Genomic DNA, 15,691 nt, shown 5'->3' with positions numbered 1-15,691 from the left:
GGTACTGCAGGGGGGACCCTGTGGGAGAGTAGGACGCCGCCGAACAATCATTGTGGGAAAGCCCCGCACCTTATGGTGCGGGGCTTTTCTGCGTTTACGGCCCGGTAGGGTTCCGGGCCAGCCAACTGCCGACCAGGGGGTCGGCCCGCAAGAGGCTCGCCAGTTCCGATCCGGCCTGTCCGGCCTGCTGCAAGGTGTGGATGTCGCGCCACACCGCCTCGCGGACCTCCGGACTGGACGGTTGTCCCGGCAGGGCCGGATCGAGGTGGATCCGGCAGAGGGCGCGATTGAACTCGTAGTGCAGTGACCGCTCCGGCTGGGCGGTCGGGCTGGTGTCGCGGAGCTCGATGGCACGGTCGAGTTCGGCCAGGGCGCCGGCCCAGTCGGGGTTCGCCTGGTCCTTCAGCGCGAACCCGAGCTGACCGTGGCTCTGGTGGAAGTCGTCCTTCGGCTCCGTGGCGATGAGTGCCCGGAAGACCGGAATGGTGTTGGCCATCCTCCCCTTGTCGCGGTCCCACGTCTCGCGGCGCACGGCCCGTGCCTTGTCGTACATGCGCAGTCTCGCGTCCAGACTGGCGTCCTGGAGGGCCTTGGTGAGCTCCTCCTGAGTGACGCCGGTGCCCGGCTGGGCGTCTTCGAGTGCCTGACCGACCGCGAGGTGCGCGCGGGCGTCGAGGACGGCCTGCTTCTCCAGGTCCCGGCGGAGCGTGCCCTCGACCTTGTCGGCCACCGCAAGGACGAGCTTCCCGTAGGACCGGCGGAAGACGCCGACGACGACCGTGTAGGTCCAGATGTACGTGTGGATGAAGCCCACGACCACGAAGACGACCATCAGGCACGCGCCCACCACGCGTGCCGTCGAGGTGTCGCCGAGACCCGCGCCCACGGAGTCGACCAGGCGGCGTGCCGCGCCGCCGGCGTTGCCGAGCTGCACCAGCCCGACACCGACGAGGATCTTCGTGAGCCAGTCGGAGACGTCTTCCAGGTTGGTGTTGGGCAGGAAGTCGACCGCGTCGTCGCCCGCCCGACCGGCGTCGTTGCCGTCGGCTCTTCGGGCCCGGTTGCTGCGCGGTATCCCGAAGAGGAAGCCGAGGAGGGCTCCGGTCAGTCCGGCGGCGCCGGCCACCAGCAGGCCGACACCGAAAGCGCTCCAGAAGGAGACCCCGGAAACGAATCCCGAGTAGAAGCCGAGTCCGGCGATGACGGTGAGTGAGACGCCTGCCAGTGCCCTGCCGAGGAAGCGACTGCCGTCCTCGGCGCCCCGGGTGGCCCTCGGGGCCCCTTTGGCGTCTTCGGCATCCTTCGGCTGGAGCACACATTCAGCGTGTTCCGCGGGGCGCCGGGGTGCAACCCGGACCGCGGGGCGGGGAGCAGGCTGCGTCTAGGATCCGGACATGAACCAGCACGTGATACGTCCCGTACGAGCCGACGAGTGGGAGAAGGTCAGGGACCTGCGGATCGCCGCGCTCAAGGATCCGGTGGCTCCCATCGCCTTCCTCGAGAGCGTCGAGGAGGCCGAGCAGCGGCCCGATTCCTTCTGGGAGGAGCGGGCGGCGGGGGCCTCGCACGGGAGCGCCGCCCGGCAGTTCGTCGCGGAGGCGCCCGACGGCACCTGGGACGGCTCCGTCGTCGTGCTCGTCGAGGAGGCCGGTGCGCCGGACATCTTCAAGAGCTTCATCCCGGCCGACCAGGGCCACGTCGTCGGCGTGTACGTGCGTCCCGAGCAGCGGGGTACCGGGCTGACGGAAGCGTTGTTCGCCGCCGCGCTCGACTGGGCCTGGTCCCTGGAGGACCGGTCGCTGGAGCGCGTACGGCTGTTCGTCCACGAGGACAACGCCCGCGCCGCCGCCTTCTACCGCCGGGTCGGCTTCTCCCCGACCGGTCAGGTCGTCCCGATGCCGGGCAGCGAGACGGCCATGGAACTGGAAATGGCCGTCCCGCGGCCCGAGTGAAACCTTGATCTCAGCCGTGTGCCGGGAGGGCCGCGCCGGGCCAGCGGGCGCGGGCCTGTTCGCGGCTGCGGCACAGGGCCAGCACGGGCAGCGGAGGGTCGGTCAGCAGCTGCGGGAGCTGGGGGATCGGGGCCACGGCCGCCACGTCGTCCAGGACCAGCGTCACTGGTGGGTCGAGCCGACCGTCGGATGACCGTGCGGCCATGCGGCGGCCGTGCTCGACCACGTGCGAGGTGAGTGCGGTGAGCAGAGGCATGGCCCCGGGGTGGGTCCGGGGGTCCTCGATGGGCTCACCGACCACATAGAGCGTCCCCCCTTCGTCCATGAATGATGCCAACGTCAGCGCATCTGTTCGATGGGGATTGCACGCCTCGCGGATGTGGATGGACGAGAGGCAGGACAGGGCACGGGCCGTCAGTTCCTGGGCGACCTCCCGGCGTTCGGGATGGGCGGTGAGGGCGTTCTCCAGCTCGCCCGCCATGCCGGGTGCGGCCTTCGGGTGCGTGCGCAGGATCCGTACGGGTTCGTGGGCCCCGCCGCCCAGGGCCCAGCGGTGCACCTGCTTGAACGGGCGGTCGTCCAGGGCCGCCGCGTGCAGCCAGCTTCGAAGGAGCGTTTCGGCGGTGTCGGCCAGGGCCGCGTCCAGCCGGGCCTGGGGGCGTACGGGCGCCAGCAGGGCCACCGCGCGCGAGGCGGCCGTATCGCGGTCGGTGCAGTCGCTGCCCGGGTGCCAGTGCATCCGGGCCGGGGTGTCGCACAGGTGCGAGGGGTCGTACAGCAGTACCGGGCCGAGCTTGGCGCGGGCGTCCTTGGTCTCCGCCCACAGCGCGGGCGAGGAGGTCACGACGAGGACGGCGCCCTCGGCTTCGGCGATCCTGCGGGCCGCGGCCCGGAACCGGTCGGCCGGGCCGCCGTAGCGCAGGACGGGCTCCGGCTCCGGCCAGGGCTCGGCGAGCCGCGGCGCCCCGGCCGGGGGCCCGCCGTCGGGCACGGGGGCCAGGACGGAGGCTGCCGGCTCCGGGGCGGGTTCGGGCGCCGGCTCCCGGTCGGGGGAGCGGGTCGGCGCCGGTACGGCGGCCTGCGCGTAGGCCGGTTCCGGCGGCGGGAGCTTCCGTACGGACACCGGGGGTTCCGGGGCCCCCGCGGCCGCGGGCACATGCTCCCGTACGGGCTCCCGGACCGGCGCCGGCTCGGGCTCGGGGTCCAGGGCGGCCGTGCGGGCGCGGGCGCGGCGGGCCTTGGTGCGGGCGACGACCCCGATGCCGAAGACCGTCAGTACGAACAGCACCAGCAGTTCGCTGAGGAAGATGCCCCAGAACAGGCCCCAGCCCGACAGCGCCGCCGGGTCTGCCGTCGGCCACGCTGCCGCCAGGTCGTGCGGTTGCGCTATCAGCGACCGCACGGCGACCGGGCTGTTCGCCCAGGTCACTGTGGCGGGCCAGGCCCCCCGGGCGAACAGGCCCGACAGGCCGGTGGCCGTCCAGACCAGGACGGTCAGCCCGAGCAGGAAGGCCAGCAGGCCGATCAGCAGGCCGTCGGGGACGCCGCCCCGTCCGCTGCTGCCGTCCGTGGGTCTCTCACCGCGCATCTCATGCCACCGTGGATTCCGTGGAGTCGCCGTTCATCTGCCGCTCGATGAGCAGGGCGCGTTCTTCCGCTTCCAGCTCTGCCGCGAGCATGTCTTCCGCCACTGCGTGCGCGTCGGCCGCGGCGGCGGAGGATTCCGTCATCGCGCGGTCGGTGTAGACGAGCGGGCGTTCCGCTTCCGTGATCAGGTGTTTGACCACCTGCACATTGCCGTTGACGTCCCACACGGCGATGCCGGGTGTGAGCGTCGGGATGATCTCGACCGCCCACCGGGGCAGGCCGAGTACCCGGCCCGTGGCCCGGGCCTCGTCGGCCTTCTGGGCGTAGATGGTCCGGGTCGAGGCCATCTTCAGGATCGCCGCCGCCTCCCGCGCCGCCGCTCCGTCCACCACGTCGGAGAGGTGGTGGACGACGGCCACGAAGGAGAGGCCCAGGCGCCGGCCGAACTTCAGCAGGCGCTGGAACAGCTGGGCCACGAAGGGCGAGTTGATGATGTGCCAGGCCTCTTCGACCAGGAAGATCCGCTTCTTCCGGTCGGGCCGGATCCACGTGTGCTCCAGCCAGACGCCCACGATCGCCATCAGGATCGGCATGGCGATGGAGTTCCGGTCGATGTGGGACAGGTCGAAGACGATCAGCGGCGCGTCCAGGTCGATGCCGACCGTCGTCGGACCGTCGAACATGCCGCGCAGGTCGCCGTCGACGAGCCGGTCGAGGACCAGGGCCACGTCCAGTCCCCAGGCGCGTACGTCGTCTATGTCGACGTTCATCGCCTCGGCCGATTCGGGCTCCGGGTGGCGCAGCTGCTCGACGATGTCGGTGAGGACGGGCTGCCGGTCGAGGATGGTTTCGTTGACGTAGGCGTGCGCGACCTTGAGCGCGAAGCCGGACCGCTCGTCCAGGCCGTGCCCCATCGCGACCTCGATGATGGTGCGCAGCAGGGCGAGCTGCCCGGTGGTGGTGATGGCCGGGTCGAGGGGGTTGAGGCGGATCCCGCCGTCGGTCGCGGCGATGGGGTCCAGGCGGATGGGAGTTATCCCCAGCTGCTGGGCGATGAGGTTCCATTCGCCGACGCCGTCCTCGCCCTGCGCGTCGAGGACGACCACTTGGCGGTCCTTGAAGCGCAACTGCCGCAGGACGTACGTCTTCTCCAGCGCGGACTTGCCGTTGCCGGACTCGCCGAGCACGAGCCAGTGCGGGGCCGGGAGCTGCTGTCCGTACAGCTGGAAGGGGTCGTAGATGTAGCCCTTGCCGCTGTAGACCTCGCGGCCGATGATGACGCCGGAGTCGCCGAGGCCGGGGGCCGCGGTCGGGAGGTAGACGGCCTGTGCCTGGCCGGTGGAGGTGCGGACGGGCGGACGGGTGGTCTCGACCTTGCCGAACAGGAAGCTGGTGAAGGCGTCCGTCAGCGCGGACAGCGGATCTCGCATGGCGGCTCTGCCCTCCAGCTAGCGTCGGATGCCGGTCGCGAACGGCAAGGTGTTCACAAAGGCGCGGTGGTGCTCGCGGTCGCACCACTCCAGCTTCAGGTACGACTTGCCGGCCGAAGCCCGGATCGTCCGCTTGTCGCGGGCGAGGGCCTCCGGCGAACGCGAGGACACTGTGATGTACCCGACAAGGTTCACTCCCGCCGCACCGCTCGCGAGATCTTCACCCCTCTGGTCGAGCCGGCCGTGGGCGGCGATGTCCCGCGGGTCGACGGTCCGGTTCATCTTGGCGGCGCGGGAGGCCTCGGCCTCGTCGTTCGTCTTCTCGGTGAGCATCCGCTCGATGGCGACCTCGGTGGGCTCCAGGTCCATGCAGACAGCGACCGTGCGGATCACGTCGGGGGTGTGGACGAGCAGCGGGGCGAGGAAGTTGACCCCGACGGGGGTCATCGGCCACTCCTTGACCCACGCGGTGGCGTGGCACCAGGGCGCGCGGGTCGAGGACTCGCGGGTCTTGGCCTGCAGGTAGGTGGGCTCGACGGCGTCCAGTTCGGCGGGCCAGGCGTTGCGCTTGGTCATCGCCTGGATGTGGTCGATGGGGTGGTCCGGGTCGTACATGGAGTGCACGAGGGAGGCCAGCCGGCCCTGGCCCAGGGGTTGGCGGACCCGGATGTCGGCCTCGGCGAGGCGGGCGCAGATGTCGGTCAGCTCGCGGGCCATGACCACGGCCAGGCCGGCGTCCTTGTCGATCCTGCGGCCCTTCTGCGGGGCGGTGGCACGGGCCATGGCGTGGGCCTCGGCGGCGAGCTCGCGGGTGTAGTGCATGCAGGCCACGAGGTAGGCGCGGTGCTGCTCGCTGGAGGTGGACACCATCGACTGGAGGTGCTCGTACGAGTCCCTGAGCCAGCCCGGGGCCTGCTGGTCGCCGCGCTGGGCGACGTCCTTGGCGTGGGCGTCGGGGTCGGCGGGCAGGGTGCGGGCGAGCATCTGGAGGCGGGTGACGAAGCCGTCGCCGTTGGCCACGTGCTTGAGCAGGGTGCCGAAGCGGTCGACGAGGGCTTCCTGGTCCTCGCTGTCGCGCAGGCCGACGCCGGGGCCCTCGATCTCGATGGCCGCAGTGACGGTCCTGCGGTCGGCGTGCAGCAGGACGGCGATCTCGTCGGGCCCGAAGGGCGCGGCGAGCCAGCTGATCCGGCCGATGCCGGGGGGCGGGCCGACCTCGACCTCGCGGCCGTCGGCGGCGCGCGTGCCGGACTCCATGGCGGAGGAGCGGTACGTGGTGCCGCGGCGCAGGGTGCGCTTGTAACTGCGGTTGATCTCGAACCACTTGTAGAACGTGCGGTGCTTGTACGGCACGTACACCATGGCGAGCGCCAGGACCGGGAAGCCGGCGAGCAGGACGATGCGCAGCATGAGGTGGGGGACGAGGAGTCCGCTCATCATGCCGAGGAAGGCGCCGACGATGATCAGGCCGATCTCGCCCGATTCGCGGTTCTTGCCGACGATCGCGTTCGGCCGTGCCCGGCCGATGAGATACGTGCGGCGGGGCGCGACCGGATGGATCTGGTGGGACATCTGGTGGGACTGAGTCGTCAACGCCCTTCACCTCCCTTGCCTGTACCGGTGGTCCTGCTGGTGTGCGGTGTGCCGAGTCCCGAGCTGCGCGGCGGGGGTGCGGCGGAGGGGACAGTTCCGCCGCCGACCCCGCCTCCTCCTCCGCCTCCTCCGCCACCGGAGGGGCGTGAGCTGTGGGCCGCCACCCCGCCGGAGAGAGGGTTGGCGGGCCGGGTTTCCCCGCCGCCGCCTGCCCGGTGGGCTCCGCGGCTGCTGTGCGTCTTGATGCCCTGCGAGACGAGGGAGGCCGGGGAGCTGATGACGGCGGCCGCCTGGGCGCCGTCGGTGGCCTGCTTGCGGTTCGTGCGGGCGGAGGCGATCTCGTCACCGAAGCCGGGTACGAAACGGTAGATCATCGCGGACGCGAAGATCGCCAAGAGGATGATGGCGAGTCCTGAGACGACGGCGGAGAAGGCGTTCGGTCCGTCGTTGTCGGAGAGCGCTCCGGCGAGGCCGAGGACGATCACGATGACCGGCTTCACGAGGATGACGGCGATCATGATCCCGGCCCAGCGGCGTACGTGGCCCCACATGTTCCGGTCGACGAGCCCGGCGTACACGACGGTGCCGAGCAGGGCGCCGACGTAGAGGAGGGCGGCCCGGATGACGAGCTCCAGCCAGAGCACGCCGGCGGCGAGGACGGTGACGAGCGCGACGACGATCAGCATGATCGGACCGCCGCCGATGTCCTCGCCCTTCTTGAGGGCCTCGGCGAAGGACCCGAAGAACACGTCGGTCTGGCCGCCGGCGCCGGCCGCGATGACCTCGGTGATGCCGTCGGTGGCGGAGACGACGGTGTAGAGGACGAGCGGGGTGAAGGCGGAGGCGAGCACGGTCAGCCAGAGGAAGCCGATGGCTTCCGAGATCGCCGTCGTCACGGGCACGCCGCGGATGGCGCGCTTGGCGACGGCGAGCAGCCAGAGCACGAGGGTGAGGACCGTGGACGCGGCGAAGACGATGGCGTACTGGCGGAGGAAGGCGGCGTTGGTGAAGTCGACGTTCGCGGTGCCGGTGACTGCCTCGCTGAGCTTGCCGACGATCCACGCGGCGGCGTCGGCGCAGCCGCGGGCGAGGGAGGTGAGCGGGTCGAGCGCGTCGACGGGCGAGGGGTCCCCCCCGGTGGACCGACCGGGCTCCCGGGCGGCGGCGTCGCCGTTTTCGCAGTATTGCTTCGCGGGCCCGATCAGCAGGTCGCAAGGATTGTTGCTGGCGCTTGGTGTCGGGCTGGGCGGAGGAGTCGGCGCGGCAAAGGTCCGGGTGGCCAGCAGGAGAAGGGCCGCCTGCACGCTTACGAGCGTGCCGACGACCGCTGTGCCGCGACGACGGAGACTACCGGGCATATGTGAAGCCTCCGTATTCCTCGACGGCCTTGCTGATGTCATCCGAACTGGAGGCACGAACGTCTCCGGGCACAGGGGCCGGGCCATCGCGCTGATCGTCGGACGCGATCTTCCAGTCGTTGTTCGACCACGTCAGGCTGAAGGTCCACGTCTTCCAGATGGTGCGCACCGGATCGGTGGTCCTCGGGCCGGACATGCCGATGAGCCCCGTGTACCAGACCGAGACCTTCGCGTTCGTTTCGTCGAAGCTCTCGATACGTGTGCCGACCGGCACGGCCCGGGTGACGAACGTGCTGCCCTTCGGAGGGTTTCCGTTCGCGTCGAGCCCGAGTTTGCTGAGGAAATCCGATGAGTACGCCTCGTCCTGAGGCCCCTTCAACCGAGCTGCCGTCTCCGGGGCGTACACGGCATCCACGATCGCGTGGCGCGAGGCTTTCCTGAACATCCCATCAGAACTCAGCAGGACGGCGAAGTTGGCGGCCGCTGACTGGGCCCCCTGCTCGTCGTGGGCGAAGCCGGAGGGGATGGGGCCGTTCTTGCCGTCCACGGGGGACACGCCGGTCGGCGACGTCGAGGAGGTGCGCGGGGTGGTGTCGGAGGGGGGAGACGCCGGGTCGTCGCCGCCCTGGTTCGCGAACGCGATGGCAGCGATGAGCAGGACCACGACGCCCACCACCGTGACCAGGCCGCGGGACGCGCGGGCGGGACGGCGAGGGGAGCCGTAGGGGTCGCCGGCAGGCTCCGGAAGGCGCGTACGCGTCTGGCCCGTGCCGCCGACCCCTCTGGGTTCGTCGTCGTACCCGTACCCGTCGTCATGGCTCATGCCGCGTCCGCCCCCTCAGCCGTTTGCAGTCCTGCGTAGTACGACGGTAGCCGTGCTGGTTGCCGCGTGGACGCGGAGTGGTGAGTCGTCATCAGGAAACGCAACCTCAGGGGCCGACGGTGGGCAGGCGGCGCGGGTCAGACGGCCATCCCGTACACGATGGTGAAGAGCGTGCCGAGGGATCCGATGATGAAGACGCCCGTCAGACCGGCGACGATGAGGCCCTTGCCCTGTTCGGCGCTGAAGGTGTCGCGCAGGGCCGTGGCGCCGATGCGCTGCTTGGCCGCGCCCCAGATGGCGATGCCGAGGCAGAGGAGGATCGCAACGGCCATGACCACCTCGATCATGACCTTCGCCTCGTTGCCGATGCTGCCGAACGGGCCCCAGTTCGGGGCGATTCCGCCGATGATGGTGGTGATGTCGCCCTTTTCGGCTGCCAGGATCATGTAACTCACCGCCCCAGTTGGGTAGTTCCGTTAGCCCGTGCCCGTCGGCAGGGGTCACGCACTATCTTCGCTGATGAATCCGCCCTGGTATGTCGACTTGGCGGCTCTCTTTACCTACGGGCCTGATCGGTTGTATGCGACGGCGCGCATGGTCACTCTGTGTATCACGGGGGTTGACGCCGGGCAATGACTGGCGTGTGGGGGAACGATGTGGCCCGGTCGGGGGAGCTGTTCGGGTCCGTCCGTGTCCACGGACGACGGGAATCCGTTGAGGACGGGTTTGCCCGCCAGGTCTGACGGTTCGACAAGCTCAGGCCTGAGCCGTCCGAGGGCGTGGCGTTGGACCAAAGTGCTGAGGTTCGTGCGACATTCCGGCTGTCGTTCGATCGGTGTGCCGGAAACGGAGGGATGCTCCACCTGCTTCCGGCCGGAAGCGCCCGAACTTCGGTACGACAAAGGAGCATGCGCATGGGTCCTGTGACCAGGACTAGACGTCGCACCTCGCTCGTCGGCGGGTTCGTCCTGCCGATCGCACTCGGCCTCGCGGGGTTCACGGCCCCCGCTTTCGCTGACGCAGGCACCACGACCGCGGTCACTGCCTCGGCTGAGGCCGCGGGGGACAAGTGCCCGACGCCCAGGCCGCCCAACGGCGGGCCGAGGGCCGCCGAGGCCCCCACACCGGGCGGTGGCGGCGGAGGCGGCAGCACCGGCTGCCCCGGACCGCAGGGTCCGCCCGGACCGCAGGGTCCGCCTGGACCTCCCGGACCTCCCGGTGAGCCGGGTGCCGCCGGCCCGTGCGCCAGCATCGACGCGTACCTGCCGTCGAACTCGCAGGAGTTCGTCGCGGTCCTCAAGGGCCCGAAGACCTGGCTTGGCCACCGGTCCCGGCAGGGCATGGGTGCGTTCAGCAACTTCGCCTGGACCGACCTGACCGTCGCGCCCGTGGACGACTACCCGGCAGGCGTCTGCGCGGTGACGTTGTCCATCCAGGGCAATGACCTCTGGGTCAAGGCGCTGACCACGGCCGGGGTCGTCTACCAGACGCGCTGTTCGATCAACGGCATGGTGCCCGTGGTCTGCGGCGCGCCGGGCGACGACTGGGCTCCGATCGCTGCCCCGGTGCCGTAGGTGATAGCCGGAACCGGCAGCCGCCCCCGGAGCACGAGCCGGGTGCGGCGGCCGGTCCCCGGCTGCGGGTCTGCGAGGTCTGCGAGGTCTGCGAGGTCTGCGAGGTCTGCGGGCCCGGTTCCCCGGCGCATCGGGCCGGGAACGCTCGGGGCGCGGCTGCCCTCACGTATGGCGAGGAATCGGGGGAGTCCGTCCGCGGCCTCTCCGTCCGCTGAGGTCCGCTGCTGCCGACTCCGGCACGAGAACCGCGACGAGCCGGTCGCCGAGCTGCGGATCCTCTCCTTCCGCGCACGGTTCGGGGCCGTGGCGGTACCGGCCGAGGGGATCGGCGGCGTGGAGACCCGGCCCGAGCACCGGCGCCGGGGACTGATGGGCCGGCTGCTGACGGATGCGCTCGCCGGGATGGCGTCACGCGTTCCCGTGGGCTTCGTCCCGGAGGGCGCCGAGGAGGCCTGCGAGTGGTAACAGCAGGCGCGGTTCCGGCGCGGGCAGGCCCTAACAGACCGGGCCGGGCTTGGCGGCCGTTGCGTGAAGGAGGTCGCGGAGGAGGTCGAAGTCGATCGCGTCCGGGCGGCGGAAGCGCAGGCAGCCCTTGCCCATGTCGTGGCTCGCCAGGCGGTCCGCGAAGGCCTCTTTGACGTCGCCGCGCATGAGGTAGAAGGACACGTACTGCTTCTGGCTGGCCCAGGCGAGCTCGGTGGTCCCGGCGCGTTCGTACGCGGGCATGCCGTACGCCATGACCTCCGTGAACCCGGCCGCCGGGCTCAGCTCCGCCCGGCACAGGTCGCGCAGCCGGGTCAACGCCGCGCGGCGTGCCTCCGGCACCTCTTCGAGATAGGCGTCCACGTCGCGCGCGCTGCTCTGCACCATGGGGCCAGGGTAGGCGGCTACCAGTGGCCGGGCCGGTCGAGACCGCCGGGGACGCGGGTGTCCGCGTCGCCCCGGGCGGCGTTGACCTGGCCCTGGGTCAGGAAGAGGACGCCGGTCAGGTCGGCGCCGCGCAGGTCCGCGTTGCGGAGATCGGCCCCGAGGAGGTCGGCGCTGCGCAGGTCGGCGCCCCGGAGGTCGGCCGCGATCAGGTAGGCGCCGCGCAGGTTGGCGCCCCGCAGGTCGGAGCCGGCCAGCCGGGCGCCCATCAGGTCGGCGCCGCGGTGGTTCTTGCGGCGGCCGGGCACCCGCTCGGCCCGGACCAGTTCGCTGACCTGGAAGAGCAGCTCGCCCGTCTCGGCCCGCAGGGCGTCCGGACCGGTGTCGGCCAGCTCGGCGGCGTCGGCGCGGGTCAGCTCCTCCGTACGGGCCAGGGTGCGGCGCAGCGCCGGGTGCAGGGGCTCGGCTGCGGGCAGCGAGAGGGCCTCGGTGAGGTACCAGAGCAGCTCGTGGAGCGTGCGCATCACAGGGAAGACGTCGAACATCCGGCGGCGGGCGTCCGGCCCGGACGTACGCCAGTCGCGGCCGCCGAAGGTGACCTGGGAGACCTGCTGACCTGCGCCGAAGCAGTCGAAGACGGTGCAGCCGCGCCAGCCGTCCGTCCGCAGCCGGGTGTGGATGCCGCAGCGGAAGTCCTCCTGGAGGTTGCCGCAGGGGCTGCCGGCCGGCTTGCTGACGGGGAAGTCGGCGGAGGCGGTGAAGGGGAGGGCGACGCAGCACAGCGCGAAGCAGTTCGCGCAGTCGGCGCGGAGCGCGGTGCGGTCGGGAGCGGGGTCCGCGGCGTGCGTGTGCGCGGAGGTGGCGGAGGAGGACGTGGCGGAGGTGGCGGACGTGCGGCCGGCGGAAGGCTTGGCACCGGACTTCCCGGCCCGGGTGCCGCGGGACCGCGGGGTACGCCTCGACTGCTTGGGGGTGTCCGGCACGGTGTCGCTCTCCTGGAGGGGCCGGCGGTCTGGGGCCGACGGCCGGGGGCCGCGGCGCGCAGCCGCTCGCCGCGCGCGTCGTTCGGGGTCCATTCTCCCCGGCACGGGCGCGCTGCCCGTCTCACGCTGTGGACCGGTATCGGCAAAGCCGTTGATCGTCGGCTCGCGGGCGGCGAGCATCGCGGCATGACTGAAGTGATCGCCGTGGCCGTCATCACCGTCCTCGCCGTCATCAGCCCGGGGGCTGATTTCGCGATGGTCGTCCGCAACAGCTACCTCTACGGCCGGACCACCGGCCTGTTCGCCGCCGCCGGAGTCGCGGCGGGTGTCCTGGTGCACGTCACGTACACGATGCTCGGTGTCGGCATCCTCATCGCCTCCTCCACCGCCCTGTTCACCGCGATCAAGCTGGCCGGCGCGGCGTACCTCGTCTACATCGGCGTACGGACCTTCTTCGCGCGCTCCGAGCTCACCGTCGACCTGGAGTCGAAGCCGCAGCTCACGGCGGTCGGTGCGCTCCGCAACGGCTTCCTGACCAACGTCCTCAACCCGAAGACCACGCTCTTCGTCGTCTCGACCTTCACGCAGGTCGTCAACCCGGAGACGTCCGTGTGGCAGCAGGCGGGCTACGGCTTCTTCATGTCCTTCGCCCACTTCCTGTGGTTCGGGGCGGTCGCGCTCTTCTTCTCGAACTCCCGGCTGCGCGAGCGCATGCTGAAGGCACAGAAGGCGCTCAACCGGGCCATCGGATCGGTGCTGGTGGGCCTCGGCGTGAGCCTCGGCTTCGCCCGCTGAACCCCTGGCCCCGGCGATTACCCGCCGGTAGCGTGAGGGGCTGCAACCGGCCACGGGCCGGCGACGACGGCCGGCCGGCAGCAGCACCTGGCAGCACCTGAACGGCAACCGGCGGACACCGGCAGACACGGGCAGATACGGGCAGATACGGGCAGACACGGGAAGGCGGCAGCACGGCATGGGCGACCAGCAGGCGTTCTACGAGCGGACCGGCGAGGGGTCCTACTCCCCGACCGAGTACACCCGCGGCCCGTGGGACGCTGCGTCCCAGCACGCCGGCCCGCCCGCCGCACTGCTCGGCCGGGCCGTCGAGGAACGCCCCGGCGGCCGCACCGACCTGCGGATCGCCCGCATCACGTACGAGATCCTGCGCCCAGTGCCGATCGTGCCGCTCACCGTCACGACCACCGTGCTGCGCGCCGGCCGCAGCACCGAGATCATCGAGGCCGCCCTCACCCCCCGGGGTGCGGACAGCCCGGTCATGCTGGCGCGCGCCCTGCGGATCCGCACGCTCGACGAGCCGGGCCCGGCGGTTGCCGAAGGCCCGCTGGTGCCCGCGCCCGGGGAGTTGCCCGCGGCCCCCTTCTTCCCCGTGCCGTGGGACGTCGGCTACCACACCGCCACGGAAACCCGCTTCGCCGAAGGGGCGTTCATCGAACAGGGCCCGGGGGTCTGCTGGATCCGGATGCGCGTCCCGCTCGTCGCGGGCGACGAGCCGCGGCCCCTCGACCGCGCCCTTGTCGCCGCCGACTCGGGCAACGGCATCAGCAACGTCCTCGACTTCTCCACGCACGTCTTCGTCAACGCCGACCTGAGCGTGCACCTGCACCGCCACCCGGTGGGCGAGTGGGTGTGCGTCGCGGCCCGGACGAGCGTGGACGCGGCCGGGATCGGCCTCGCCGACGCCCAACTGCACGACGAGAAGGGCCCGATCGGCCGCAGCGCCCAGTCCCTCTTCATCGCCCCGCGCTAGAAGAGGGCTGCGGAGCCGTGGACGGACCCGCGGGCGACGCGGCCGCGGCGGCGAGCGCGGGCACCAGCTCGGACGCGTCCCCGACCGTGCCCAGGCCGCTGGCCAGGTCGTAGCCCTTGGCGGCCACCGCGCCCAGCGGCCCGTTGTCCCCCTTGGTCACGTCCGCGAAACCGGACCCCCGGCGTGCCGCCAGGCGGTACAGGGCGGTGTGCACGTCACCGATGTCACCGCCCGCCCGCTCCCGGGCGAGCGCCACGACCGCGGCGAACATCGGCGTCGCCGCACTCGTCCCGCCCACCGGCACCCAGCCCGCGCCCTGCGGCAGGAAGCTCTGGTAGATGAGCGTCGCGCCGTCGACGGCCGCGGCCATCGACACGTCCGGGGTGCCGCGCCGGTCGCCGACGACCGGCACCAGCCCGTCCTGGTACGCGGGCCGCGGAAACGTCTGGGACGGCCCGCCGCCGGTCGCCCCGTGGCCGTCGCGCAGTTCGTTCCAGACGGTGTCGGGGCGGGTGCGCGCGCCCCTCGTGTCCAGGTGGAGGCGGGTCCCGCCGACGCACACCACGCTGGGATCGGAGCAGGGCCAGGCAGCGGTGCGCGCCGGGGCGTCGGCCGGCCCGAGGGGCGGCGCGGCCCCCCAGTCGCCGGCGGCCGCGAGTACGGTCGTCCCGCCGCGCACCGCGTCCGCGAAGGCGGGATGCGCGTCGAGGAGCGGCTGAGCGGGCTGCCGGGTGTTCCCGGCGGCCTGGTACTCCGGGAAGCCGTAGCTGATCGACAGCACGTCGGGCTTGTCCTTCTTCAGGCTCTCCGTAACGCCCTGCGTGATCATCCGCGCGAAGAACTCGCCCGTCATGTCGGCCAGTACGGGATCCAGGTGGTGCGGGCGACTCATCGCCGGAACCGCCGGCCGGGACGGCGAGGGAACCGGCTGCGCGCTCCCCGGAGGCTCCGGCAGCCCGATCTCGGTGACGACGATCCTGGCGTCCGGCGCCATCATGTGGACCAGCTGCGCGTCGAGCGTGGTCTCCATGGCGGCGGCCAGCTGGACGGGGTTCGCCGGGTCGAACCGCTGGATCCCGGAGCTCCCCGCGGCCGGGTACCGGCGCACCGTCAGATCGGCCGGAGGCAGACCGAATTCCCTGCTGAACGTCTCCAGGTCGGCCTCGAGGGTGGGCGGCACCATGGTGTCGTACAGCGCGATCACCCGGCCCTTCCCGGTGAGGCCCTGGCGGTGCAGCCGGTCGATCCCGTAGGCGGTGCGGACCTGGCTCGCGGTGTAGCACTGCCGCCCGGGCACGGGACACACCCCGTCGGCCGGCAGGCTCGCCACGGGCGTGGGCAGGGTCGCGACGGGCGCGGGGCCCTGCCGTACGGGCCGCTGCGCGGCGCCCCCACTGCACGCGGCTGCGCCCAGCACCAGCCCGACCGCCACCCCGGCGGCCACGGCCCGCCGCCTTGCGCGGATCACGGAGTTCATCCGGCTTTCATGTCACACCCCCGCCCCCAACCCCGCCCCCTACGCCCCATCTCCCCCCGTGTCCGACCCGCATTCCCCCGTCAGGAGTCGGGGGGCGGGGTGACGGGGGCGGGTTTGCGGTGGGTCGGGGTGGCGGGGTTCTCCGTGGTCTGCCCGCATGTCTGAGTGTCCGTCCGTGCCGGGACGGCCCGTCAAGGGCGCTCCCTTCGGTCGCGTCGCTTCGCGATTCCGCTTCGCTCCACCCTTGACCGCCCGTCCCGTCCCGGAAGTCCACAGACT

The 15,691-nt window shown here is 71.8% G+C and carries 15 protein-coding genes; 5 read left to right on the top strand and 10 right to left on the bottom strand.

Annotated elements, in window-relative coordinates:
* Window positions 1-94 precede the first annotated feature (94 nt).
* Window positions 95-1,315, bottom strand: a complete 1,221-nt coding sequence (locus ACZ7H1_RS36670) for a hypothetical protein (RefSeq protein ID WP_470792747.1) — start codon at window positions 1,313-1,315, stop codon at window positions 95-97.
* Window positions 1,316-1,394: 79 nt separating this feature from the next.
* Between ACZ7H1_RS36670 and ACZ7H1_RS36665 the strand changes: the two genes are divergently transcribed.
* Window positions 1,395-1,952: a GNAT family N-acetyltransferase gene (locus ACZ7H1_RS36665; protein ID WP_470792745.1), complete on the top strand. Its 558-nt coding sequence runs from the start codon at window positions 1,395-1,397 to the stop codon at window positions 1,950-1,952.
* Between the two features lie 10 nt (window positions 1,953-1,962).
* Here the strand turns inward: ACZ7H1_RS36665 and ACZ7H1_RS36660 are convergent, their stop codons facing one another.
* The 6 genes from ACZ7H1_RS36660 to ACZ7H1_RS36635 all read right to left on the bottom strand — a co-directional run bounded on the left by ACZ7H1_RS36660 (window position 1,963) and on the right by ACZ7H1_RS36635 (window position 9,189).
* On the bottom strand, window positions 1,963-3,540 hold the full coding sequence (locus ACZ7H1_RS36660) for a type IV secretory system conjugative DNA transfer family protein (RefSeq protein WP_470792743.1): 1,578 nt from the start codon (window positions 3,538-3,540) through the stop codon (window positions 1,963-1,965).
* 1 nt (window position 3,541) lies between these two features.
* Window positions 3,542-4,969: an ATP-binding protein gene (locus tag ACZ7H1_RS36655; protein WP_470792741.1), complete on the bottom strand. Its 1,428-nt coding sequence runs from the start codon at window positions 4,967-4,969 to the stop codon at window positions 3,542-3,544.
* A gap of 18 nt (window positions 4,970-4,987) precedes the next feature.
* The gene (locus tag ACZ7H1_RS36650) at window positions 4,988-6,541 is read right to left on the bottom strand and encodes an SCO6880 family protein (RefSeq protein WP_470792750.1); all 1,554 of its coding nucleotides are present in this window, start codon (window positions 6,539-6,541) and stop codon (window positions 4,988-4,990) included.
* Window positions 6,542-6,558: 17 nt separating this feature from the next.
* Window positions 6,559-7,920, bottom strand: coding sequence for a hypothetical protein (locus ACZ7H1_RS36645; protein ID WP_470792739.1), 1,362 nt, complete (start codon window positions 7,918-7,920; stop codon window positions 6,559-6,561).
* Window positions 7,910-8,743 carry a DUF8175 domain-containg protein gene (locus tag ACZ7H1_RS36640; RefSeq protein WP_470792738.1) on the bottom strand — a complete coding sequence of 278 codons (834 nt, stop codon included), beginning with the start codon at window positions 8,741-8,743 and terminating at the stop codon, window positions 7,910-7,912. The genes ACZ7H1_RS36645 and ACZ7H1_RS36640 overlap by 11 nt, the downstream gene beginning before the upstream one ends.
* 137 nt (window positions 8,744-8,880) lie before the next feature.
* Window positions 8,881-9,189 carry a hypothetical protein gene (locus tag ACZ7H1_RS36635; RefSeq protein WP_470792736.1) on the bottom strand — a complete coding sequence of 103 codons (309 nt, stop codon included), beginning with the start codon at window positions 9,187-9,189 and terminating at the stop codon, window positions 8,881-8,883.
* 477 nt (window positions 9,190-9,666) lie between these two features.
* On the opposite strand from ACZ7H1_RS36635, the gene ACZ7H1_RS36630 reads away from it, so the two are divergent.
* Window positions 9,667-10,317, top strand: coding sequence for a hypothetical protein (locus ACZ7H1_RS36630; protein ID WP_470792734.1), 651 nt, complete (start codon window positions 9,667-9,669; stop codon window positions 10,315-10,317).
* Between the two features lie 168 nt (window positions 10,318-10,485).
* On the top strand, window positions 10,486-10,782 hold the full coding sequence (locus tag ACZ7H1_RS36625) for a GNAT family N-acetyltransferase (RefSeq protein WP_470792733.1): 297 nt from the start codon (window positions 10,486-10,488) through the stop codon (window positions 10,780-10,782).
* Window positions 10,783-10,812: 30 nt separating this feature from the next.
* Here ACZ7H1_RS36625 and ACZ7H1_RS36620 read toward each other — a convergent pair whose 3' ends face one another.
* On the bottom strand, window positions 10,813-11,187 hold the full coding sequence (locus tag ACZ7H1_RS36620) for an iron chaperone (RefSeq protein WP_470792731.1): 375 nt from the start codon (window positions 11,185-11,187) through the stop codon (window positions 10,813-10,815).
* A gap of 17 nt (window positions 11,188-11,204) precedes the next feature.
* The gene (locus ACZ7H1_RS36615; protein WP_470792748.1) at window positions 11,205-11,966 is read right to left on the bottom strand and encodes a pentapeptide repeat-containing protein; all 762 of its coding nucleotides are present in this window, start codon (window positions 11,964-11,966) and stop codon (window positions 11,205-11,207) included.
* A 387-nt stretch (window positions 11,967-12,353) separates the two neighbouring features.
* Between ACZ7H1_RS36615 and ACZ7H1_RS36610 the strand changes: the two genes are divergently transcribed.
* Together ACZ7H1_RS36610 and ACZ7H1_RS36605 are read left to right on the top strand one after the other, a co-directional pair.
* The gene (locus tag ACZ7H1_RS36610; RefSeq protein WP_470792730.1) at window positions 12,354-12,962 is read left to right on the top strand and encodes a LysE family translocator; all 609 of its coding nucleotides are present in this window, start codon (window positions 12,354-12,356) and stop codon (window positions 12,960-12,962) included.
* Window positions 12,963-13,140: 178 nt separating this feature from the next.
* Complete coding sequence (locus ACZ7H1_RS36605; RefSeq protein WP_470792728.1) at window positions 13,141-13,935, top strand: thioesterase family protein; 795 nt, start codon at window positions 13,141-13,143, stop codon at window positions 13,933-13,935.
* On the opposite strand, the gene ACZ7H1_RS36600 is transcribed toward ACZ7H1_RS36605, so the two are convergent.
* Window positions 13,919-15,412 (bottom strand): S53 family peptidase, encoded by a 1,494-nt coding sequence (locus tag ACZ7H1_RS36600; RefSeq protein ID WP_470792726.1) that lies wholly within the window; start codon window positions 15,410-15,412, stop codon window positions 13,919-13,921. The two genes, ACZ7H1_RS36605 and ACZ7H1_RS36600, sit on opposite strands and share 17 nt — an antisense overlap.
* Between the last annotated feature and the right edge of the window lie 279 nt (window positions 15,413-15,691).

The sequence above is a fragment of the Streptomyces sp. NPDC037401 genome (assembly GCF_055602345.1).
The sequence above is the reverse complement of the archived record's forward strand: the minus strand, read 5'-3'. Positions and strand labels throughout refer to the sequence as shown.